The 21,917-nt window shown below is 34.8% G+C and carries 24 protein-coding genes; 18 read left to right on the plus strand and 6 right to left on the minus strand.

What is annotated here, in order from left to right; translation table 11 throughout:
- The 10 genes from serS (at position 1) to IL45_RS08210 (ending at position 8,787) form a co-directional block, all read left to right on the plus strand.
- Positions 1-1,272 carry a serine--tRNA ligase gene (serS, locus tag IL45_RS08160; RefSeq protein WP_036582624.1) on the plus strand — a complete coding sequence of 424 codons (1,272 nt, stop codon included), beginning with the start codon at positions 1-3 and terminating at the stop codon, positions 1,270-1,272.
- A gap of 17 nt (positions 1,273-1,289) precedes the next feature.
- Positions 1,290-3,080 (plus strand): tetratricopeptide repeat protein, encoded by a 1,791-nt coding sequence (locus IL45_RS08165; protein ID WP_036582629.1) that lies wholly within the window; start codon positions 1,290-1,292, stop codon positions 3,078-3,080.
- A 10-nt stretch (positions 3,081-3,090) separates the two neighbouring features.
- A complete protein-coding gene (locus IL45_RS08170; RefSeq protein ID WP_036585209.1) occupies positions 3,091-3,420 on the plus strand; it encodes a DUF4286 family protein in 330 nt (109 codons plus the stop codon).
- 40 nt (positions 3,421-3,460) lie between these two features.
- Positions 3,461-4,303: a 16S rRNA (adenine(1518)-N(6)/adenine(1519)-N(6))-dimethyltransferase RsmA gene (rsmA, locus tag IL45_RS08175; protein WP_036582631.1), complete on the plus strand. Its 843-nt coding sequence runs from the start codon at positions 3,461-3,463 to the stop codon at positions 4,301-4,303.
- Positions 4,304-4,479: 176 nt separating this feature from the next.
- Positions 4,480-5,829: a magnesium transporter gene (mgtE, locus tag IL45_RS08185; RefSeq protein ID WP_036582635.1), complete on the plus strand. Its 1,350-nt coding sequence runs from the start codon at positions 4,480-4,482 to the stop codon at positions 5,827-5,829.
- A 42-nt stretch (positions 5,830-5,871) separates the two neighbouring features.
- A complete protein-coding gene (locus IL45_RS08190) occupies positions 5,872-6,348 on the plus strand; it encodes a hypothetical protein (protein ID WP_036582638.1) in 477 nt (158 codons plus the stop codon).
- Positions 6,349-6,444: 96 nt separating this feature from the next.
- Complete coding sequence (locus tag IL45_RS08195) at positions 6,445-7,383, plus strand: 2-hydroxyacid dehydrogenase (protein ID WP_036582639.1); 939 nt, start codon at positions 6,445-6,447, stop codon at positions 7,381-7,383.
- The gene (locus tag IL45_RS08200) at positions 7,380-7,769 is read left to right on the plus strand and encodes a VOC family protein (RefSeq protein ID WP_036582641.1); all 390 of its coding nucleotides are present in this window, start codon (positions 7,380-7,382) and stop codon (positions 7,767-7,769) included. The genes IL45_RS08195 and IL45_RS08200 overlap by 4 nt, the downstream gene beginning before the upstream one ends.
- 31 nt (positions 7,770-7,800) lie before the next feature.
- Positions 7,801-8,175, plus strand: a complete 375-nt coding sequence (locus IL45_RS08205; RefSeq protein ID WP_036582643.1) for a TM2 domain-containing protein — start codon at positions 7,801-7,803, stop codon at positions 8,173-8,175.
- Between the two features lie 132 nt (positions 8,176-8,307).
- Positions 8,308-8,787: an arsenate reductase/protein-tyrosine-phosphatase family protein gene (locus IL45_RS08210; protein WP_036582646.1), complete on the plus strand. Its 480-nt coding sequence runs from the start codon at positions 8,308-8,310 to the stop codon at positions 8,785-8,787.
- On the opposite strand, the gene IL45_RS08215 is transcribed toward IL45_RS08210, so the two are convergent.
- Genes IL45_RS08215 through IL45_RS08230 form a run of 4 tightly spaced genes read right to left on the minus strand, consistent with a single transcriptional unit; the run spans position 8,784 to position 13,469 of the window.
- On the minus strand, positions 8,784-9,839 hold the full coding sequence (locus IL45_RS08215) for a carboxypeptidase-like regulatory domain-containing protein (RefSeq protein ID WP_036582649.1): 1,056 nt from the start codon (positions 9,837-9,839) through the stop codon (positions 8,784-8,786). The two genes, IL45_RS08210 and IL45_RS08215, sit on opposite strands and share 4 nt — an antisense overlap.
- Before the next feature lies 1 nt (position 9,840).
- A complete protein-coding gene (locus IL45_RS08220) occupies positions 9,841-11,661 on the minus strand; it encodes a GNAT family N-acyltransferase (RefSeq protein ID WP_036582652.1) in 1,821 nt (606 codons plus the stop codon).
- A 55-nt stretch (positions 11,662-11,716) separates the two neighbouring features.
- Positions 11,717-12,997, minus strand: a complete 1,281-nt coding sequence (locus IL45_RS08225; RefSeq protein ID WP_036582655.1) for an aspartate kinase — start codon at positions 12,995-12,997, stop codon at positions 11,717-11,719.
- Positions 12,984-13,469, minus strand: a complete 486-nt coding sequence (locus tag IL45_RS08230; RefSeq protein ID WP_036582657.1) for a GNAT family N-acetyltransferase — start codon at positions 13,467-13,469, stop codon at positions 12,984-12,986. The genes IL45_RS08225 and IL45_RS08230 overlap by 14 nt, the downstream gene beginning before the upstream one ends.
- A gap of 118 nt (positions 13,470-13,587) precedes the next feature.
- Between IL45_RS08230 and fbp the strand changes: the two genes are divergently transcribed.
- From fbp to IL45_RS08255, 5 genes are read left to right on the plus strand one after another with little or no spacing between them, the layout of a single operon-like run.
- Complete coding sequence (fbp, locus tag IL45_RS08235) at positions 13,588-14,598, plus strand: class 1 fructose-bisphosphatase (RefSeq protein ID WP_036582662.1); 1,011 nt, start codon at positions 13,588-13,590, stop codon at positions 14,596-14,598.
- Between the two features lie 40 nt (positions 14,599-14,638).
- Complete coding sequence (locus IL45_RS08240) at positions 14,639-14,992, plus strand: fructose 1,6-bisphosphatase (protein ID WP_036582664.1); 354 nt, start codon at positions 14,639-14,641, stop codon at positions 14,990-14,992.
- 15 nt (positions 14,993-15,007) lie between these two features.
- Positions 15,008-15,835, plus strand: a complete 828-nt coding sequence (locus IL45_RS08245; protein WP_036582667.1) for a hypothetical protein — start codon at positions 15,008-15,010, stop codon at positions 15,833-15,835.
- A gap of 1 nt (position 15,836) precedes the next feature.
- Positions 15,837-16,316 (plus strand): Rab family GTPase, encoded by a 480-nt coding sequence (locus tag IL45_RS08250; RefSeq protein WP_036582670.1) that lies wholly within the window; start codon positions 15,837-15,839, stop codon positions 16,314-16,316.
- Positions 16,316-17,845, plus strand: coding sequence for a hybrid sensor histidine kinase/response regulator (locus IL45_RS08255; RefSeq protein WP_036582672.1), 1,530 nt, complete (start codon positions 16,316-16,318; stop codon positions 17,843-17,845). The genes IL45_RS08250 and IL45_RS08255 overlap by 1 nt, the downstream gene beginning before the upstream one ends.
- 7 nt (positions 17,846-17,852) lie before the next feature.
- Here IL45_RS08255 and IL45_RS08260 read toward each other — a convergent pair whose 3' ends face one another.
- Both IL45_RS08260 and IL45_RS08265 read right to left on the minus strand, forming a co-directional pair.
- A complete protein-coding gene (locus tag IL45_RS08260; RefSeq protein WP_036582675.1) occupies positions 17,853-18,284 on the minus strand; it encodes a tellurite resistance TerB family protein in 432 nt (143 codons plus the stop codon).
- Between the two features lie 53 nt (positions 18,285-18,337).
- The gene (locus tag IL45_RS08265; protein ID WP_036582678.1) at positions 18,338-19,276 is read right to left on the minus strand and encodes an NAD-dependent epimerase/dehydratase family protein; all 939 of its coding nucleotides are present in this window, start codon (positions 19,274-19,276) and stop codon (positions 18,338-18,340) included.
- A 224-nt stretch (positions 19,277-19,500) separates the two neighbouring features.
- Between IL45_RS08265 and IL45_RS08270 the strand changes: the two genes are divergently transcribed.
- The 3 genes from IL45_RS08270 (at position 19,501) to IL45_RS08280 (ending at position 21,915) form a co-directional block, all read left to right on the plus strand.
- A complete protein-coding gene (locus IL45_RS08270) occupies positions 19,501-20,178 on the plus strand; it encodes a hypothetical protein (RefSeq protein ID WP_036582681.1) in 678 nt (225 codons plus the stop codon).
- 102 nt (positions 20,179-20,280) lie between these two features.
- Positions 20,281-20,799, plus strand: coding sequence for a hypothetical protein (locus IL45_RS08275; RefSeq protein WP_036582682.1), 519 nt, complete (start codon positions 20,281-20,283; stop codon positions 20,797-20,799).
- A gap of 54 nt (positions 20,800-20,853) precedes the next feature.
- A complete protein-coding gene (locus IL45_RS08280; RefSeq protein ID WP_036582686.1) occupies positions 20,854-21,915 on the plus strand; it encodes a ligase-associated DNA damage response exonuclease in 1,062 nt (353 codons plus the stop codon).
- The last annotated feature ends 2 nt before the right edge of the window (positions 21,916-21,917 follow it).

Here is a 21,917-nt window from a genome sequence, read left to right on the forward strand (position 1 = left end):
ATGTTACAAATCGCAGCTATACGCGAGCATAAAGATGCTTTTGCAAAAGCGCTTAAAAAAAGAAACATCGACGCAATGCCAATGCTAGAAAACGCTATTTCAGTAGATGAAAAAAGGCGTTCTCTACAAGCACAACTTGATGAGACACTTGCTATAAGTAATAAGCTATCTAAGCAAATAGGCGATTTATTTAAATCTGGAAAAGCTGCAGAAGCAAATCAACTTAAAACTCAAACGGGAGAACTTAAAGAAAAGTCTAAACAACTTAATGAAGAACTAACCACAGCTGTTACTGAGTTACAAAATATTCTATATACCATTCCTAACATCCCGCAAGACAGTGTACCTACTGGGAATAGTGATGAAGATAACGAAGTTCTCTCTCAACATGGAGTGATCCCTACTTTACACGCAGGTGCAAAACCACACTGGGAACTTGTGAAGGATTATGATATAATAGATTTTGAACTTGGTACAAAAATCACCGGCGCAGGATTTCCTGTATATAAAAGAAAAGGAGCTCGTTTACAACGTGCCCTAATCAACTATTTCCTAGATAAAAACACCGCTGCTGGTTATGAAGAAATGCAGGTACCTCATCTTGTAAATGAAGCCAGTGGTTATGGAACTGGACAATTACCTGATAAAGAAGGGCAAATGTACCATGTAGGTGTTGATGACTTATACCTTATCCCAACCGCAGAAGTTCCTATCACTAACCTTTACCGTGGTGATTTATTAGAATCAAAAGATTTACCTATCGCAATGACAGGCTACACACCATGTTTCCGTCGTGAAGCTGGTAGTTATGGAAGTGATGTACGTGGTTTGAACCGTTTGCATCAATTTGATAAAGTAGAAATTTTACGTATAGAGCATCCTGACCAAAGTGAAAGTGCACTAGACGCCATGGTTGTTCACGTAAAAAATATTTTAGAAGAACTAGAATTACCTTATCGTATTTTAAGACTATGCGGTGGTGACCTTGGATTTACCTCTACACTTACTTATGATTTTGAGATTTATAGTACCGCACAAGATAAGTGGCTAGAAGTAAGTAGTGTCTCTAACTTTAAAACATTCCAGAGTAACCGCTTGAAATTACGTTTTCGCAATAGCGAAGGTAAAACAGAACTGGCACACACTTTGAACGGTAGCTCATTAGCTCTACCACGTATACTAGCTGGTATTTTAGAAAATTACCAGACAGAAAGTGGTATAAAAATCCCAGAAGTATTAAAACCTTACTGTGGATTTGACATCATTGATTAAAACCCTATATTAGACCTATGCGTCATTTATTAATTCTCTTCATACTGTTGTATAGCAGCTTTGGTTTTGCACAAAACCCGAGATTGGCAGAGAATTATATGGACCAAGGAGAATACGGTAAAGCGCTCAAGATTTATAACAAAATCTATGAAGAAAATAAGCGCAATATCAATAACTTATATAAGGTCATTGACATTCATCAGCAATTAGAGCAATACCAGCAGGTAGACTCATTAATTAATGATGCAGAAAAATTCATGCGCAATAATAAAAGTCTCACTATTGAACGTGGCTATAATTTAACGCTTCAAGGTAAAGATTCACTAGCTGCACCCTATTACAATGAGGCTATTGCAATCATTGATTCCTTACCTAATTACACCTATCAAATCGCAAATCGTTTTGAGCGTCGCAATTTACTAGATGAAGCTATTATAGCTTATGAAAAAGGTATGACAGCAAATCCTAATGCTAATTTTAAAATTCAATTAGCAAATCTATATGGACAACAAGGAAACCTTGAAAAAATGTTTGATCAGTATATAGATTTAATTGAAAGTAATGTTTCATATCGTGGTCGTGCTCAAGCTATATTTTTCAGATACATCACAGATGATCCTGATAATGAAGGCAATAAGCTTTTGAGAAAATCCTTATTATTACGCTTACGCGAAAAGCAAAACCCAATCTATAATCAGCTCTTAAGTTGGCTATTTATTCAGCAAAAAGATTTTAAGAAAGCATTCCTACAAGAAAAGGCTATTTATGTGCGTACTAAAGAAAGTACGGTAGAACTTCAAGAGCTAGCCGTGACCGCGATTGAAGAAAAAGATTTAGATGCCGCCAAAGAGATTCTCGAATATTTAGTACGAGAATCGCAAGTTAGTTCTACTCGTTATATCGCTGAAAGTTTACTGGCAAAAATTAAGGCAGACAATGCTATAGCAAGTGATTATGTGACCGTAAAATCTAATTATGAGCAACTACTAACTAAATATGGTCGCGATGGTCAGACCTTTATGTTACAATTAGATTATGCAGATTTTCTAACCTTTAAAGCTAGCGAACCTGAAACAGCTGTAACCATATTAACAGAACTTGAAAACAAAAGACTAAGCAAGTTTCAAAAGGCTGAAGTAAAAATGTTACTCGCAGATATTCTTGTATTACAAGAGCAGTTCAATCGCGCGTTAATTTTGTATAGTCAGGTTCAGACTGACTTACCTAACGATGAGCTTGCACAAGAAGCTCAATATAGAGTAGCACGCACTAGTTATTATCAGGGCGACTTTCCATGGAGCCTGACGCAATTAAAAGTATTGCGCAGTGCTACATCAAAGCTTATCGCAAACGACGCTATGGAACTAAGCCTTACTATTAGCGATCATAGTCTAGAAGACACCACATTTGTAGCTTTAAAAGCCTTTGCTAAAGCAGATTTAAAACAATATCAAAATAAACGATCAGAAGCTATATCGCTTTATGATCAATTGTTACAAAATCATAAAGGCGATCCCATAGAAGATGAAGCATTGCTCAATCAAGCCAAGTTATATGAAATTGAAGGCAATCTTGAAGCGGCCAAAAACAACTATCAAACAATTATCGACAACTTTGCAGATGGTATTCTAGCAGATGATGCTTTTTATAAACTAGCATTGCTTTATGAAGAGAAATTTGACAATCCTAATAAAGCACAAGCGTTATATGAACGTATTATTTATGACTATGCAGACAGCATACACTTTGTAGATGCTCGCAGACGATACAGACGTTTAAGAGGTGATGAAAACCTCACTGCTTTTTAAAAAAATAATTATGGTAATATATAATGTGACTTGCAACATGGCAAGTCATTTAGAAGAGGAATGGTTAGAATGGATACGTGAACATATTGCACACGTTTTAGGAACTGGTCTTTTTAAGGATGCAAAATTAACACGTGTCCTTGTAGAAGAGCAAGATGGTGCTAGCACTTTTTCAATTCAATATAAAGCAATTAGTAGAGAAACTTTAGAAACATATTACTCAAATCATGCCGAAGCATTGCGTAAAGCCGGATTAGATAAATGGGGTAATAATGTTTTATCATTCCGCACAGAATTAGATGTACTCGATGAATACACAGTGCACACTAATCTAAATTAGGTTTAATTTTACATCTAATACTGATAATAAATACTAGCAATTGGCCAAATACAACAAAAATAAATCATCTCATAAAGGAAGCGATAAAGGCGTTACCGCAAAAAAACATCTAGGACAACACTTTCTTAAAGATGAAGATGTAGCATTACGAATTGCAGAGGTATTAAGCTATGAAGGTTATGACCAAATTCTGGAAATAGGACCTGGAACTGGTGTGCTTACTAAACATGTGATACGCAAAAACATGAAGGTGACGGCACTAGAATTAGACAGTGAATCGGTGATTTATCTTAAGCACAGTTTCCCTCTGGAACATGTAAAAATTGTGAATGATCAAACTTTTCAAGTCATAGAAGCAGATTTCTTAAAGAAAGATTTGAAAGAAATTTACGGTGAGCAATCTTTTGCTATTATTGGAAACTTCCCATACAATATTAGCACACAAATTGTTTTTAAAACCATAGAGAATAGAGAACAAATCCCAGAATTTGGAGGTATGTTTCAAAAAGAAGTTGCTCAGCGTATATGCGCACCACATGGCTCTAAAACATATGGTATTCTATCAGTACTCGCGCAGGCTTACTATGAAGCAGATTATGTATTTACTGTAGGACCAGATGTTTTTGATCCACCACCACGAGTAGATAGTGGCGTACTCTTTTTAAAACGTAGAGATAATTATGATAACCTCACTTGCTCCTACTCTATTTTAAGACAGGTCGTAAAACTTGCCTTCCAGCAACGCCGTAAAACCTTGAGAAATTCATTGAAAACATTGAATTTACCTGATGAGATGCGTGAGAAAGACATCTTCAGTTTGCGTCCAGAGCAAATAAGTGTAGATGCCTTTGTTGAGTTAGCTACACAAATTGAAAAGTTGTAAGATTTCTAATTGAGTTTATATCTAAGACATCATTAATTTGTTTATGGAAACATAAACTGGCTAATAACGATAGAACTATAAAAGTTGAATTGTCAGAAACAATGTGCAGTGTCAGAACTACTTCAAGTTCGCTTTCAAAATCTATAACCTTTATATTTGCAGCAAGTCCATAAATCATGCAGTTTAATATTACCAAAGATTTTCTAGAAGAAATATGCACGCTCATTGAAAGTGATAATAGTGTGCAACTAGAACATATTCTAGAAGAATTACACTTTGCTGATGTTGCAGAGATTATAGACGAGCTCAATCTTGAACAAGCGGTTTACATTGTTAAGCTACTAGATTCTGAAAAGACGAGTGAAGCTTTAATGGAACTGGATGAAGACCAGCGTGATCGCGTTCTTAATGCATTATCACCTAAAGAAATTGCAGACGAGCTCGAGGAAATGGATACTGATGATGCGGCTGACATTCTCAACGAGCTTCCTGATAACATTGCTCAAGAAGTCATTTCAGAGCTTATAGATGAACAACATGCTGAGGATATCGTAGACCTTCTACGTTATGAAGAAAATAGTGCCGGTGGATTAATGGCCAAAGAGCTCGTTAAGGTAAACGAGAACTGGACCGTTACCGGTTGTGTAAGTGAAATGCGTGCTCAAGCAGAGAATGTTACAAGAGTACACTCCATTTATGTAGTGGATAATAACGATAAATTAAAAGGCCGCTTATCCCTTAAAGATTTATTAACCAGTCCAGCAAACACACCTATTAAAGATGTGTGTAAACCTAAGGTTGATTATGTAACCGTTAAAACATCTGGAGAAGAAGTTTCTCGTATCATGCGTAAGTATGATCTAGAAGCCATACCTGTTGTAGATGAATTAGACCGATTAGTAGGTCGTGTAACCATCGATGATATAGTAGATTTTATAACAGAAGAAGCAGAGAAAGATTACCAACTTGCCAGTGGTATTTCTCAAGACGTTGAGGCAAATGACAGCATCTGGGATTTAACTAAAGCACGATTACCTTGGCTAGTCCTAGGCCTAGTAGGTGGAATAGGTGCTGCAGCCATTATGGGTGGTTTTGAGCATCTGATTAAAGAATATGCTGTATTATTCTTATTCACACCGCTTATTGCTGCGATGGCAGGTAATGTAGGTGTACAATCCAGTGCGATTATTGTACAAGGTATTGCAAATGATGATTTAAAAGGTAGTATAGGAAACCGACTATTAAAAGAAATATTACTAGCGATGCTCAATGGTGTGATTTTGGCTATTCTATTATTTGCTTACACCTTCTTTGCAGAGCGTGAATTCTTAACCTCTTTAGCCATCTCTACTTCTCTATTTGCGGTAATCATTGTGGCAGGATTAGTAGGTACTTTTGTGCCTCTAGCTTTACATAAAAGAGGTATTGACCCAGCACTTGCAACTGGTCCATTTATTACAACCAGTAATGATATATTTGGTATATTGATATACTTTTTGATTGCAAAGGCTATCATAGGTATTTAGAATTACGCTTTCGCGAAAGCGTATATAACATCAAACAACTACATGAAAACGGCCAGCGTTAAAGAACTCAAAGACGAACTTAAATACAAGGACGAAAAAGAGCTCATGGAAATCGTCCTGCGTTTATCTCGTTTCAAAAAAGAAAATAAAGAACTGCTCACTTATTTACTGTTTGAAGCGCATCATGAAGATGATTATGTAGATAGTGTAAAAGCAAATCTAGATAAGCAATTTCTATCTGTTAACACACGCAATATTTACTACGCAAAAAAAGGAATACGTAAGGTATTAAAAGACGCAAAAAAATTTATACGGTACTCTGGTAATAAGGAGACCGAAGTTGCTATACTCATTCATTTTTGTAAATTACTTCAAGACTTTCAACCCTATTACTCACAAAGTAAAGTGTTGAGAGATATTTGCACTAGACAAATTGTTCTCATTAAAGTGCGTATAAGCACTCTACATGAGGATTTACAATATGATTTTGAACAAGAATTGAACATGATTGATTATTAATAAAATCAACTTATTAATAGTCCCTACGTAATTTACGTACGTTATTCCATCCTATACCCTACATTAATCCATATTTATAAATTGTATTTTTAAACCATGAAAGTATTGCACCTAGATTCTAATCATGATATTCTAGCCTCCATGCTAGAAGATGCTGGTTATACTAATCACTACGACTACACATCTTCAAAAGAAAATATATTAAAAGTTATCAGTGATTACGATGGTCTCATTGTGCGCAGTAGGTTCCCTATTGATCAAGAGTTTTTAAAAGCCGCACAAAAACTTAAATTCATAGGTCGCGTAGGTGCTGGATTAGAAAACATAGATTTAGATGTCGCCCAAAAGCTTCATATCGCATGCTACAATGCACCTGAAGGTAATCGTAATGCGGTAGGTGAACATGCATTAGGAATGCTGTTATCTCTATTTAATCACCTGAATAGAGCAGATCAAGAAGTGCGAAATGGTATATGGCTGCGAGAAGAAAACCGTGGATTAGAACTAGAAGGAAAAACAGTAGGACTGATAGGTTATGGTAATATGGGAAAATCTTTTGCGAGAAAGCTTTCTGGTTTTGATTGTAAAGTCATTTTTTATGATCTTAAAAATGGATTAGAAGATAAGAACGCCACGCAAGTGTCTTTAAAAGAATTACAATCTCAGGCAGATGTGTTAAGCTTACACACACCACAAACTACCTTAACCACAGGTATGGTTAATAAAGAATTTATTGCTGGGTTTAAAAAACCTTTCTATCTTATTAATACTGCAAGAGGCAAATCTGTTATCATAGCAGATCTGGTAGAGGCTTTGGAATCTGGTAAAGTAAAAGGTGCTGGATTAGATGTTTTAGAATATGAAAAAAGCTCGTTTACATCCTTATTTGATAAGGAAATGCCTTTACCCTTTAAAAAACTATTGAAGATGGACAATGTTTTATTAAGTCCGCACGTAGCAGGTTGGACCATTGAATCTAAATATAAACTAGCACATGTGATTGCTAGTAAAATCATTAAAAACCACGGATTATGAAGGCAAAAGTAACAGGTATAGGAGGCGTTTTTTTCAAATGTGAAGATGTTGCTGCCACTAAAGCATGGTATCAAGAACACCTAGGTCTTCCGGTAGATGATTACGGCTGTACCTTCTGGACAGGACCTACAGAAGAAAAAGCTTCTCAACAATGGAGTCCTTTTAAGAAAGACAGTACTTATTTCAACCCAGGTAACCAAGAATTTATGATTAATTATCGGGTGGATGATCTTGTAAAATTAATAGAACAGTTAAAGGATGCTGGAGTTGAAATTGCTGGAGAAATAGAAGAATTTGATTACGGGAAATTTGGCTGGATTATAGATATAGATGGTCGTAAAGTTGAGCTTTGGGAACCTGCTAATGAAGAGTTATTTGAAAAATAGAACATTCTTAATACCTTTAAATTAAAAAAGTATGAGCGATCATGGATACGATAGTACAAAAGATAGTTTTAATAGTGCAAAAGAGGCTGCCAAAGAAAGTTTTGAAGAGGCAAAAGAAGCTGCTTCAAATGCTGCAGATGATTTCAAGAGAGAATATGATAATTTTACTAAAGACACTAACAATAAAAGAATACTTGCTGGAGTATTAGGCATATTCTTCGGTTACTTAGGAATTCATAAATTTGTTCTAGGCTATAATAAAGAAGGTATTATACTTCTTATCGCAGGTGTTTTAACTTGTGGTGGCGCTGGCATCATAGGGATCATAGAAGGAATTATTTATCTAACAAAATCTGAAGAAGAATTTTATCAAACCTATCAACTCAACAAAAAACCTTGGTTTTAGTAATTATTTGTAAAACAACACATTAACAAGTTTAATGTTAAGGTTTAAATTATTTATTGTGTAACATAAATAGTCGTCTTAACTTTGGCTTAACATTAACCTAGTACTTATTACTAATCTAGTGAATCCTCAATGCTTCATATACTAGTTCTTTCTATATCTAACGCCACTGCTGGTCAAATGGCACATGGATTTATGGATTATTTCACCAATGAGCGTGCTCAAATTTATAGTGCTGGACTAGAGCCTCAATCTATTCACACCAATGTAATAGACAGCATGGATGTGGTAGGAATTGATGTGTCAGACTACTCTTCAAATCACATTAATGACTATCAGAAAATTTCTTTTGATTACATCATTACAATTGGAGATGACTTAGCAAGTCGTATTCCTAAAACGATTGCTGAAAAGGCTAGCATTATTGACTTTCCTATTGCAAATATAAGTGAGCTTAATGACGGTAATGAAGACACGTTTGCAAAAGCTAGAAAAAAAATCCAAGCTTATTGTGAAGAGTTCATCGAATCTGAATTAAAAAAGATAGAAAAAACAAAAGCAATCAAAAAGGTCAAAAAAAGACTTAATAAAAAGAAGAAAAAACAAGATTAATCTTCTTGAGGTTTAAAATCTAGAGGTAACATTCCACCTACTCTCAATTCTGCCATAAAACCATTAAATTTTATAGCCTTACCTGACAGATTGTTACCGTGTTGATCAACTATAATTTGCTCACCTGTCAGATATATATCTGTTCTATTATTTTTGGAATCCATAATTGGATATTTATCATGCCTAAATCCAACGACGGAGTAAGTTTCAAATTGCTTTACTCGTATATGGTTTTCAACACTTACTGCAAATTTATCATAAAAAAGCACATATCCTTTATCCTGTAATTGATCCGAAGCTAAGGCTCTAAAAAACCTCAACTCACTTACTTTATATAAGTCATTCCTTCTACTTAAATACTTTCTACGTCTTGATGGTTTATCACTAAGTTCTTGAAAAAATGAAGACCCTAAATAATAGGCCTCTTTAAGATGAAAACTTTCTAAGATGGGAACATCATTAGGCAAAACAATACCAGGTCCTGCTCTTAAAACTCTTTTCTCAAACTGTAGTTCAAAATCTATCAAGTCATAACTAATTAAATAGCCTAAATGCTTATTTCTAACCATAATGGGCTTATTGCACCGAGCTGTCATTAAACCTGTTACTGGATTAAAACGCATTTTCACGTCATCTAGATTAAGTATCTTACAGTCAGCAGCAATGGCTGAGGTACCTAGAAAGTATTTTTTAAAATATTGTTCTTTCTTTTTACGCGACCATGGATCTGGATTAATCATCACTGGATCTAACTCATCTGCTTTTTGAGCAAGAGCTACTCTGCTCAAATCAGCTTCTAGCGGATTAGAAAATCTAATGGTTTTATATCCCATCATTCTAATCACTAATGCTGATTTTACATTATCAGGATAATTAAATTTGAAGTTACCATCTAAATCGGTAATAACACACTTTGAAGTTCCATCGATATAGACGGATACACCGCTAACGGCCTCTTGTGTTAAGGAATCAACGACCTTTCCTTTAAGAACTTGCGCATTGCAATAATGGTGAAAAAAGAATATGGATATTACCAGAAAGAATAATCTCATATTATTCTTCGCTGTCTTCATTATCTCTGAAATATCGCGCCTCCATCTCGGCTTGAAATTCTTCCATAACTGGTTTTACAGTACTTTCAGGCAAGTCTGCAATACGTATATACATTAGACCATCAATCGCATTATTGAATAATGGATCAACATTAAACGCTATTACTTTTGCGTTTTGTTTGACATACTTTTTAATGAGAACTGGTAAACGCAGCTCGTTAGGTTCTAATTCATCTATTAACCTATCAAATTTATTTAAGTCAGCCTCAGACTCATCAAAAATAAAATCCTTATCAGCATCTTCTAGCTTTACTTTAAACTCTTGCTTAGGCGTGATGTATTGTGCAATGTATGGATCATAGTAATTGCTTTTCATAAACTCGATCATCAATGATTTTGAGAAATTTGAAAACTTGTTACTTATACTTACACCACCTATTAAATATTTATGCTCTGGAAAACGCAAAGTACAATGAACAATACCTTTCCATAAAAGAAATAAAGGCATCGGTTTAAGTTGATACTCTGGTATGATAAACGCACGTCCCATTTCTATAGACTGATTCATCATTTTATATAACTCAGGTTCAAATTTAAACAGCTCGTTAAGGTAAAAACCTTCAATACCACGAGCCTCATAAATCTCACTACCCATTCCCATACGATATGCACCAGCTATCGCTTTTGCCTCACTATCCCATAGAAACATTTGATGATAATAATTATCGTAGTGATCTAGATCTATCGCCTTATTAGTTCCTTCACCTATTTTTCTAAATGTAATTTCACGCAGTCTACCTATCTCAGTCATTACATGAGGCATTTTATCGCTTTTAGCTAGAAATACTTCATAATTTTTAGATTGTAAAAGACGTTTATCTTCTCTTCTTAACTGGTCGACTTCTTTTATCATTTTTGCAGGATCAACCTGCTTTATGATCTTTTTAGGGCTTTTAGGAAGCTTTATTGTTTTAGGTATATCCTTTAGTTTAGTAGACTCTTTATCATATGCCTTAGAAAGCATATAAGTTTTACGCCTCAAAAAATCAGTAAAACCAGTTAGGTTCTCGTGCTCTTTTTGATCTTTTACAGAAATAGCATTACCGATACGCACCTTTATAACACGGCGTTTTTGCGTTAAGGTTTCTGAAGGCAGTTTTGCCGTTCTGAAAGTATCAGATATTTTTGCTAGTCTATAAAATAACCTGCTATTTTTTGCATGAAAATATATCGGGATCACAGGCACCTCAGCACGTTGAATTAATTTCATCGCAGCCTCTTCCCATGGTTTATCTACCACTAATTTACCATCCTTATATGTAGACACTTCTCCTGCAGGAAAAACACCTAAAGGCATATCAGATTTAAGGTGTCTAATCGCCTGCATAAAACCAGCCGTAGAAGACTTTACATCTTTACGATCCTCAAATGGGTTTACCGGCATTATAAAAGGTTTTAGAGGCTCTATACGATGCAATAAAAAATTTGCTATAATCTTATAGTCTGGTCTTTTATCCAGTAATAATTTCATCAACAAGATACCGTCAATTCCTCCCAGAGGATGATTAGATATCGTTATAAAAGCACCTGTCTTAGGAATACGTCTTAAGTCTTCCTCAGGAATTTCAAACTCTATTTGTAAATCCTCGAGTAGAGCTGTTAGAAACTCTACATCTTTTAAATGCTTATGTCTGTTATAAAGTTTATTGAGCGTGGAAATGCGCAATAATTTCATAAGTGACCAGCCACCAAGAGTACCAAGGAAACCATATTTATCTATATGAATCGCTTTTGCGACCTCTTTTGCTGTTACCAGACCCATTCTTTAATTTAGATAGTAGAACTACAAATATAGTATAATTGATAAGTGCTCAACTCTATCCTTTAACGACTAGCTGTAAAGTTTCTTGAGTACGCTGTCTTAAAAGCACCTCTTTTCCATTTTCTATAGATTCAATTGCATTATCACTATGGTGTCTAATAGTGTAAAGCGATACATCACTTACCGCATTTACTTTATACCTAGCCTCTAGGTCGTCTAATAATTCAGATAGTTTACCATACTTATCTTCTACACATATCGTAAAACTTATAGCAGAGTTCTGTAACAATCCTACCTCCATTTTACTCTCACTTAATTGATGAAAAATGTCGCTGATATTATGTTCTCCAATAAAACTAAAATCACGTGCAGATATTTCTAAAAAAACAAGATTCTTGCGCACGATATAACAAGGTGTCATAGGCTTCAAAGCATCTCCATCTTTAATAACGGTCCCTTGCGATTGTGGATCAAGGAAAGAATTTACTCTCAACTCAATTTGCTTACCTTGAAGCGGTTGTAGGGTTTTTGGGTGTATAACACTAGCTCCATAAAATGCTAATTCTATGGCCTCGCGATATGAAATTTGCTCTAAAAGAACTGTGTTTTCAAACACACGTGGATCGCCATTTAATACACCAGGCACATCCTTCCAAATGGTTACGTGGCTAGCGTCAAGAGCGTAAGCTAGAATAGCCGCAGTATAATCACTACCTTCTCTACCTAAGGTTGTGGTAAAACCATTATCATCAGACCCTATAAAACCTTGTGTTAAAAACAGTTTTCCTGTACAGTTATTTTTAATTAATTTCTCAGTTTTTTTCCAGTCTACAGCAGCATCTCTATACTTTTGATCAGTCTTGATCAATTGACGTGCATCCATCCAATCTACGGGAATCTCATTTGCATTAAAATAACTTGCTACAATTTTAGTAGAAAGTAATTCTCCATGACTTACCACTTGATCATAAATAAACGCGTGATTTTTACTTTGATTACGTAACATGGTACCTTTCAAAGATTCTATGGTTGCCTTAAGGTTTTTTTTAAGTTCGCTTTCGCGAAAGCGTATCAAAACATCCTCACCAGCGCCATTAGTTTCTAGATCAGATACAATTTCTAGATGTTTAGTAAATAATTCGTCAATAAGAGTCAAGTATGCTTGATCATTATTTTGATAACAATTAATAATATCCTCTAAAGCATTAGTCGTTTTACCCATTGCAGAAACCACAATCCCTAGGCCATCATAGCCCATCGTTTGAACTACTTGTACAACATTGCGCACACCAGCGGCGTCCTTTACTGACGCACCACCAAATTTAAATATCTTCATTTCTTAATACATAATTATGAAGCGATTCCTCGTCCATTTGTGCAAGATGCCAATCCTCTAAAATTGTTGCTCCTGTATTTTTATAAAATTCTATTGCTCCTTCATTCCAATCCAGCACGACCCATTCTACTCGACGTACTTTTTCCTCAAATGCATATTTCATCACCTGATTATATAAAGCTTTTCCTAAACCTTTCCCTCTTAATTTTTGGGTCACGATGAGATCTTCCAGATGAATTGTCTTCCCTTTCCAAGTTGAAAATCTAGGATAACAAAGTGCAATTCCTTCAATCTTATCATTATAAAAGCATACAAAACATTTAAAAAGTGGATGATCTCCACTACCGTTTTTTATTAAATCGTCAACGGTTATCTCTACCGCATCAGGTTCTTTTTCAAAAGTGGCTAACTCTTGAATAAGCTCTAATACTCTAGGGTAATCATTTATACTAGCTTCTTTTATCTGTATCATAATCTTAAAATTAAGTAAATATATAATAGAGTTAGACACAAATTCTTAAAACTATCTTACTACATCGTTATATGTATGAAGAATATTTTAGGATATTTGCAATACACCTCAAACCAACATGGCACGTAAAAATCAAACCTTAGGAGAATTTATTATTGAAAACCAATCTGAATTTCAATATTCTAGTGGCGAACTATCTAGACTCATCAACTCTATAAGATTAGCTGCTAAAATGGTTAATCATGAGGTTAACAAAGCTGGACTTGTAGATATTACCGGTAGCGCTGGTGAGATTAATACTCAAGGTGAAGATCAACAAAAATTAGATGTTCTTGCAAATGACACATTTATAAGAACACTTACTAATCGCGAGATCGTATGTGGTATAGCTAGTGAAGAAAATGATGACTTTATTACCATAGAAGGTCATAAAGAGAATCATAGTAACAAGTATGTAGTTTTAATGGATCCTTTAGACGGTAGTTCAAATATAGATGTCAATGTCTCTGTAGGAACTATTTTCTCTATATATAGACGTGTAACACCTGTCGGTACTCCAGTACAGTTAGAAGATTTTTTACAGCCTGGTAATTTACAAGTCGCTGCGGGATATATTGTTTACGGTACCTCTACAATGCTAGTTTACACAACTGGCCATGGTGTGAATGGATTTACATTAAATCCTGCATTAGGGACTTATTATCTATCACATCCTAATATGAAATTTTCTGAAGATGGAAATATTTATAGCGTTAATGAAGGTAATTACAATAATTTCCCACAAGGTGTCAAGGATTATATTAAATACTGTCAACAAGATGAAGATGACAGACCTTACACTAGTCGTTATATAGGTAGTTTAGTATCTGATATTCATAGAAATATGATAAAAGGTGGGATTTACATGTATCCACAAAGTGCTAAATCGCCAAATGGTAAATTGCGTCTTTTATATGAATGCAACCCAATGGCTTTTATTGCCGAACAAGCTGGTGGTACAGCCAGTGATGGTCATACACGTATCATGGATTTAAAACCGACAGAGCTTCACCAAAGAGTACCTTTCTTCTGTGGAAGTAAAAACATGGTTGCCAAACTAGAGGAATTCATTCAAAAGCACGATAAGTAATATTTTTCTAGTATTTTTACTTCTCAAATGAGAAATGAAAATGAGTAAAATATCTAAAACCCAAAATGCTGCAACTGAAGGTGTAGATAGCAACTCAAAAATAGAGGCCATAAAGAACCTCATTTTTGGAGAAAACATCCAACAGTATAATACGGAGTTTGATGAACTAAAAGCGGACTTGCTGAAGAAAAAGCAAGAATTACAAAGCTTTATAGACGATACACGTGATGAGCTTAGCAAAAGCATTGACAGTCTTTCTACAGATTTAAACATTCGTATTACTGATTTAGAGAATAAGTTGGAAGATAGACTAGACACTATAGAAGATGAAAAAACTAGTAGAGACATGCTAGGCGAAGCTCTTATAGAGTTAGGTAAAAAAATCAAAGCTTAATAACACAATACCGCCATGACAGAAGATGAAAAGCTGGCGTTATTGAAGACGATCTTACTTACGGATGATAGAGAATACGCAGAAAGTATTACTCACAAAATCAATGTTCTAGAAGAAATTTTAAGAGAACGCCATAGGCTATCTGAAAAAGTTTCTCCTATCATAAAGGAACAGTTAGACGATTTCACAAAAAACATTCCTCAAAACTTAGGGCCAGCAATTACTGAGTCATTGAAAATTCAAATTGAAAATTCAAAAGATGAAGTTGTTGAAGCGCTCTATCCTATTTTAGGTAAGATGATAAAAAAGTACATCTCGCAAGAGATAAAAGTACTTTCTGAGCAAGTGAATAAAACGGCCAAAGACACATTTTCAATGCAAGGCATTAAACGCAAAATGAAATCAATTTTTACTGGAGTAAGTGAAAACGAAATCATAATTAGCGATTTAGGAAATGCTAAAGTAGAGCAAGTGTTTATTATCGAGAAAGGCTCTGGTATATTAATAGGTAGTTTTCACTTAAAGGAAACAGTAGATGAGGACATGATTAGTGGCATGTTAACGGCAATTAAAGGCTTTGTAGAAGATGCTTTCAAGCAGTCCAACCATGATTTACAGTCTATCGAGTACGATTTATACGAAATACACTTACATAATTTTCATAAGTATTATATTGCAACTGCCGTAAGTGGTACATTTACAGAGACTCTAGAAAATGAACTTGAAAACTTTAACCTTGAAGTCTCACAAGAAATCAATAAAAAGAATCTATTAGATTCAAGAGAAGCACTAGAAGAATTACTATTAACCAGGTATAGTGCTCTTAAATTCAGTAACCAATAATATGATATCAAAAAAAATCGTCATCGTAGGACATTTTGGAGTTGGGAAAACTTCACTTATAAGGCGTTTTGTAGAAGATGTATTCTCTGCAGACTACAAAGTAACTATAGGCGTTCATATTCTTAAGAAAACTGTTCATGTTAACGATAAAGAAGTTAACTTAATTCTATGGGACACAGAAGGTACAGATGACATTGAAGAAATTAGAAAAGCGTATTTACTGGGAACACACGGATTCATATTTGTGTGTGATGTGACGCGCCCTGTAACATATCAAAATATTGAATCACAAACTCAATATCTAAAGGATAACTTCAATAAAGTACCTATTTTAAGTATTGGTAACAAATCTGACCTTTTACCTAAAGGAAGTATATCCGAGAAAAAGGAGGAACTTGAGTTTCTAGATATGCTAGTAAGCGCAAAAGAAGGAAACAACGTTCAGCGCTTATTTGAAAAAATTGCTAAAATTTTATCCTAATGGCGATGCATGAACTACAACGTGACTACAGCACAAAAGATTTGCAGTTTATCTCTATTGATAAACAAGGGACCATCCTCACAACTGACCAGCAACTTTTTGAGCTAAAGAAAGACTCTTCGATAAAAAGTTTTCATCCATTTTTTGAAGGAATAGATACTTATTTCTTAGAAAAAAGCGATCATATCAAACTAGAGTGTGTTCATCTAAATGATCGCGTTTTTGATATAGATTTTATAAAAAATGATGATGATACCGCTGTCATCATTTTTAGAGAAGGAACTGATTTCTATAATAGAGTACAACTAATTGCTCAAAAACGCAATGAGTCTATTATATTTCAGGAAACACTGGAACTTAAAAACCAAATATTAAAAGAACAAGAAGAGTTTAAAAACAGGTTCATTGGCAACTTTTCTCACGAACTGCGCAATCCACTAACTTTGGTAAGTTCATTTTCATCAATGCTGCTTAAGACAGAGCTTAACTTAGATCAAGAAATGCTAGTAGGAGCTATAAAAGATCAAAGTGACAAGTTAAGAGACATCCTAAATGACATTATTGATTTATCCATACTAAAAAACAGCTCTTTATCTCTAGAAAGCGAACCTTTTTCCTTAAGGAAACTTCTTAAAAATGTTCATTTAAACTATTCTACAACTTCTACCACAAAGGATCTTAGTATCAATCTAAAAATAGATGAATCTGTCCCTAAGACTATTATTGGTGACAAGAGACGTTTTGAACAAATCATTACTAACTTCTTAGACAATGCATTAAGGCATAACAAAGGAGATAGTATTGAAATTAACATTAAAGAAAATCAAAGAAGAGCAAATAAAGTTAGTCTTAGAATAGAGGTCATTAACAATGACGGTTTAATACCCGATTTCTTAGGTGATCAAGAAATCGAGACGTACACTAATCTTGATAATGGGGACATAGAAAAAACAACCAGCTTAAGCTTCTCAATTGCAAGAGAACTAGCGCAATTAATGGACGGCGAGATTCTCATAAAACCACTAGAAACAGGTGGAACCTTGCAGGTTGCAAATATCAAATTAGTATTCCCTATACACGATAAAGAAATTATAGAGGAAACTGAAGAAACTACTAAAAACAGTAAAATACATCTTACAGATAAAGTAAGAACTATCATTGCCGAAGATAATAGCGTCACACAAATGACAGCTTTAAAGATATTGGTAAGTACAGGTAACTTTGACAATCGTGTTTTTACTGACCCTAAAGATTTACTAGAAGCAGTTGATAAAGATGATTACGACCTTATACTAATGTCCTCATCAATATCACAAGTCGACGCCTTAGAACTGATTAGTCTGATAAAAGAATTTGCAAATGATCATAACAAGAAAATACCGATCATTGCTGTAACAACAAAAACATCTGCCCCAGAATTAGTAGAATACCGCAAGGCTGGATTTAAAGATGTAGTAAAAAAGCCTTATACAGATGATGAGTTGTTAAACACCATTTATAAAAGGCTTAATCTTAAAAAGTTTAAGTAAAGAAATATTACTTACGATTCTTATTCAATAAGTATCTGTAATCTTCTAGATTTAAATGACCAGAGAAAATCTCGACTGATCTATCTACTAGATATTTAGCATCTTCATCATTGTAACCGATAGCGGTAGCATATCTTCTCAACAGTTTATGCTCGTTTTCATCCATCGCATGATCAGCAAAAACTATTTTAAATAAATCGTGCAACCACTGGATGCGTTCCTCACTGTCTGTTGGAGGCGTTACTGGATATGCAGATGGGTTTTTAAGTATCGCCGCATAATCCGAATCAGATATATCCAGTTTAGACTTTAAACGCTCTAAAACTACCGTTTCTTGAGCGCTCATATTTTCATGCGACTGCGCAATACTTACTATAGTAGCAAAATGACTTTTATTTCTGGCACTTTCACCAGATTCAAATAAACTTGAGAATGACATATCTATTAATTTAATACCGCAAATATAATAAACACAGTAAGTGTATAAGAGACTTATTTAAGGTTATCTAGCATTTCTTTAACCATTTTCTCTAGGTCATAATCATGGCTCCATGACCAGTCCTCTCGAGCCACACTATCATCTATTGATCCAGGCCAGCTATCAGCAATAGACTGCCTAAAATCTGGTTGATAAGTCACTGTAAAATCAGGCAAGTGCTTAGTAATTTCACTAGCAATCTCTGCAGGCGTAAATGTCATTCCAGCAAGGTTATAAGAACTGCGTTGCTTAATATTTTCTGATTTAGTCTGCATAATAGATACAGTTGCTTTAATTGCATCTTCCATAAACATCATGGGCAAGCTAGTATCTTCTTTTAAAAAACAATCATAGTGATTATTCTTAAGGGCTTCATGAAATATCTCAACAGCATAATCTGTTGTTCCACCACCAGGCAATGTTTTCCAAGATATTAATCCAGGATATCTTATGGAGCGCACATCAACACCATATTTATTATAATAATATTCACACCAGCGTTCACCCGTTTGTTTTGAAATTCCATATACTGTACTAGGCTCCATAACGGTTTGTTGTGGCGTATTCTCCTTAGGTGTTGTAGGTCCAAAAACAGCAATACTTGAAGGCCAGAAAATTTTATCAATCTTACCTTCCTTTGCAATATTAAGTATATGAAAAAGGGAATCCATGTTTAAATTCCATGCCTTTTTAGGATACTTCTCTGCAGTAGCACTTAACATGGCAGCCATCAAATACACTTCATTTATCTCATAATGCAAACACACATCTTCAATAGAAGTCCTATTCATAGCATCAACTATTTCAAAAGGACCAGATTGCATTAATTCTTCACTTCCTTCTCTTATGTCTCCAGCAATCACGTTATCATTTCCATAAATCTCACGTAATCGAATTGTTAGCTCTGTGCCTATCTGCCCACAGGCACCTATAATCAGTATTTTAGTCGCCATAATTAATTTTAAGAATGGTAAAGATACCAACTCTCTATTCTCAAAATCTTAAAATTTACTTGTAATAATTAACATTTTCACATCTCGCTTTCGCGAAAGCGTAAGAGTAATAATTAGTTAACATAATTAAGAATTCTTATTTTTTATTAACTATTATTTAGTTATTATTAGTTTTTATACTAATTAATTGAACTTACATTTGTCTTAACATTAAAAACCATACTATGAAAAAGACACTAATTATCGCAGTTTTTGCGACCGTAACCTTAATAGCTTGTAAAGACAAGGAAAATAAAGAACTTGAAGAAATGGTAGAAGACACTACAGAACAAGTTGAAGAAACTACAGAAGACGCCGAAGACGCTATTCAAGATACAATGACTTATACTAGAGAGAATGTTTCCCAATTAGCTAACGACTTTGAAAGTAATGTAGAGGTTAATGATGATAAAATTGTCTCGATAAAAGGATATGACTCTTATACTGTTTTAAGAACCAATATCTCAGAATTATCAGCGACCACAGAAGAGAATATCAATACCAAATCAGAAAGCTTAAGAACTAGCTTTAATTCATTTAAGTCTACTATTCCAGCATACTTGCGCATTGATGATGTACAAGATGCGATTGAAGATGTAGAGAAAGAAATTGCTGAATTTGAAGAAGAACGTATGGGAGAAAAAGCTTCTACTAAAAACAATAAGGAAAACATGGAAGAGATTCAGGAAGCTTTTGACGATTTAGAAAAAGAAATTATCCAAGCTCGTAAAAAATATGTTGATAATAAAGAAGATGCAATGGAGGAATATATGGAAGAAATCAATAGCAATAGAAAACAAAGTACAACAGAAAAGTACCTAGACGCTACTGAAGAATATAATGAAGAGATGAAGGATAAATAATCTTAACCTTTTTATTAAAATTAAATAAGTATCTTGATTCTATCAGGATACTTTTTTTATGTCTACAATATAATCATCTTTGTAATTATACGTTTTAAAACTATGCGTTACCTATTCATATTACTGCTCCTTATTTCCTGTGGTGAGACTCCAGAAACAGCACCTGTAGTCGAGCAAAGCACAGAAATCTCTTTTGACCCAGCGACATCACGCATGGTTTTAAGAGGTGAAGCCCAGCAATTATCAACTAAATGGGATGCATACCAGACCTTTACAACAGAATTAGAAAACTTTGACCACTCCACGGCGGCGGCACAACGTCTGGCTACCTCAATCGATGATATGATTGTGAGTATACCAGATGAAATTGCAAGTCAACCAGTTAAGTCACGATTAAAAGTTCTAGAAACTAGAATAAAATCTTACCATGCTCTACTAACTCATAATGCTTACAGCACTAAGGATCAACAAAAACGCTATGATCAGGTAATAATAGCTCTAGACGAATTTAAAATCCAGATGATGGAAGTATTTGCTCAGCAAAAATCTAAAGAGAATCTGTTAAAGAATCTAGAAGCAATGGAATTAGAGCTAGAAGAAAAAGACAGTATCAATCCCTAATAAAATTCTCTTAATCATACATACTTTCTCAAAACCAGTGCTTAATTTTAAGCAATGGGTAAACCTCTACTACAATTTACTAAGAAAGGAATTTATTGCGCTGCTGCTAGAGTCTATCTTGATCCATGGCAACCAGTTGATAAAGCGCTTATAACCCATGGACATGCAGATCACTCTCGATGGGGACATAAAAATTACATTACACAACACGATAATGTACCCATAATAAAACATCGCCTGAGTGACATCAATGTATCTAGTATCGCTCACGGCGAAAACCTGCTCATCAATAACGTAAAATTCTCATTTCATCCTGCTGGTCACATCCCAGGCTCTAGTCAGATACGTGTAGAACACAATGACGAAGTTTGGGTATTTACAGGAGATTATAAAACCGAAGATGACGGAATCTCAACACCATACCAGCCTGTTAAATGCAACACCTTCATAACAGAATGCACTTTTGGACTGCCTGCTTTTAAATGGCAACAGCAAGCACAAGTAATGGACGATGTAAACAATTGGTGTGCTCAAAATCACGCAGATGGTAAGACATCTGTACTATTTGCTTATTCGCTAGGTAAAGCACAGCGGCTCATCAAACATCTTGACACGTCGCAAATGAAAATATACTGTCATGGCGCTGTTTTTAAAATGACTGAAGTACTTAGAGAACTCATAAACTTCCCGCCTACTTATTTAATCACTAAAGAAACGACTAAAGAAGAACTCGCAGGTAATATAGTAGTAGCGCCACCGAGTGCCCATGGTAGTACATGGATGCGCAAAATGGTACCTTATGTTACCGCAAGCGCTAGTGGTTGGATGGCATTTAGAGGAGCACGACGCAGACGCGCAATCGATAAAGGTTTTGTATTATCTGATCACTGCGATTGGGATGGATTATTAAACAGTATTGACGCAACCGGATGCGAAAATGTCATCACTACACACGGTTATCAAGATATCTTTGCCCGTTATTTAAGAGAAGAAAAAGGCCTTAACGCCATCAGTGAACGTACTCAATATGAAGGTGAAAATTTAAATGAAGCCGAAAAACCCATCATTGAGAATGAGTCAAAGCCATCTAACACAAACTTTTCATCATCTAAATAGGC

The sequence above is a fragment of the Nonlabens ulvanivorans genome (genome assembly GCF_000732625.1).
Lineage (GTDB): Bacteria > Bacteroidota > Bacteroidia > Flavobacteriales > Flavobacteriaceae > Nonlabens > Nonlabens ulvanivorans.

Bases quoted from the DNA above. Each gene is read 5' to 3' on its own strand.
- IL45_RS08255 (WP_036582672.1), top strand. From the start codon at position 16,316: ATGGCGATGCATGAACTACAACGTGACTACAGCACAAAAGATTTGCAG.
- IL45_RS08165 (WP_036582629.1), top strand. From the start codon at position 1,290: ATGCGTCATTTATTAATTCTCTTCATACTGTTGTATAGCAGCTTTGGT.
- IL45_RS08195 (WP_036582639.1), top strand. From the start codon at position 6,445: ATGAAAGTATTGCACCTAGATTCTAATCATGATATTCTAGCCTCCATG.
- fbp (WP_036582662.1), top strand. From the start codon at position 13,588: ATGGCACGTAAAAATCAAACCTTAGGAGAATTTATTATTGAAAACCAA.
- mgtE (WP_036582635.1), top strand. From the start codon at position 4,480: ATGCAGTTTAATATTACCAAAGATTTTCTAGAAGAAATATGCACGCTC.
- IL45_RS08190 (WP_036582638.1), top strand. From the start codon at position 5,872: ATGAAAACGGCCAGCGTTAAAGAACTCAAAGACGAACTTAAATACAAG.
- IL45_RS08265 (WP_036582678.1), bottom strand. From the start codon at position 19,276: ATGGCGACTAAAATACTGATTATAGGTGCCTGTGGGCAGATAGGCACA.
- IL45_RS08260 (WP_036582675.1), bottom strand. From the start codon at position 18,284: ATGTCATTCTCAAGTTTATTTGAATCTGGTGAAAGTGCCAGAAATAAA.
- IL45_RS08210 (WP_036582646.1), top strand. From the start codon at position 8,308: ATGCTTCATATACTAGTTCTTTCTATATCTAACGCCACTGCTGGTCAA.
- IL45_RS08200 (WP_036582641.1), top strand. From the start codon at position 7,380: ATGAAGGCAAAAGTAACAGGTATAGGAGGCGTTTTTTTCAAATGTGAA.
- IL45_RS08205 (WP_036582643.1), top strand. From the start codon at position 7,801: ATGAGCGATCATGGATACGATAGTACAAAAGATAGTTTTAATAGTGCA.
- IL45_RS08270 (WP_036582681.1), top strand. From the start codon at position 19,501: ATGAAAAAGACACTAATTATCGCAGTTTTTGCGACCGTAACCTTAATA.
- IL45_RS08240 (WP_036582664.1), top strand. From the start codon at position 14,639: ATGAGTAAAATATCTAAAACCCAAAATGCTGCAACTGAAGGTGTAGAT.
- IL45_RS08245 (WP_036582667.1), top strand. From the start codon at position 15,008: ATGACAGAAGATGAAAAGCTGGCGTTATTGAAGACGATCTTACTTACG.
- IL45_RS08280 (WP_036582686.1), top strand. From the start codon at position 20,854: ATGGGTAAACCTCTACTACAATTTACTAAGAAAGGAATTTATTGCGCT.
- IL45_RS08250 (WP_036582670.1), top strand. From the start codon at position 15,837: ATGATATCAAAAAAAATCGTCATCGTAGGACATTTTGGAGTTGGGAAA.
- IL45_RS08275 (WP_036582682.1), top strand. From the start codon at position 20,281: ATGCGTTACCTATTCATATTACTGCTCCTTATTTCCTGTGGTGAGACT.
- IL45_RS08225 (WP_036582655.1), bottom strand. From the start codon at position 12,997: ATGAAGATATTTAAATTTGGTGGTGCGTCAGTAAAGGACGCCGCTGGT.
- IL45_RS08220 (WP_036582652.1), bottom strand. From the start codon at position 11,661: ATGGGTCTGGTAACAGCAAAAGAGGTCGCAAAAGCGATTCATATAGAT.
- IL45_RS08170 (WP_036585209.1), top strand. From the start codon at position 3,091: ATGGTAATATATAATGTGACTTGCAACATGGCAAGTCATTTAGAAGAG.
- serS (WP_036582624.1), top strand. From the start codon at position 1: ATGTTACAAATCGCAGCTATACGCGAGCATAAAGATGCTTTTGCAAAA.
- IL45_RS08230 (WP_036582657.1), bottom strand. From the start codon at position 13,469: ATGATACAGATAAAAGAAGCTAGTATAAATGATTACCCTAGAGTATTA.
- IL45_RS08215 (WP_036582649.1), bottom strand. From the start codon at position 9,839: ATGAGATTATTCTTTCTGGTAATATCCATATTCTTTTTTCACCATTAT.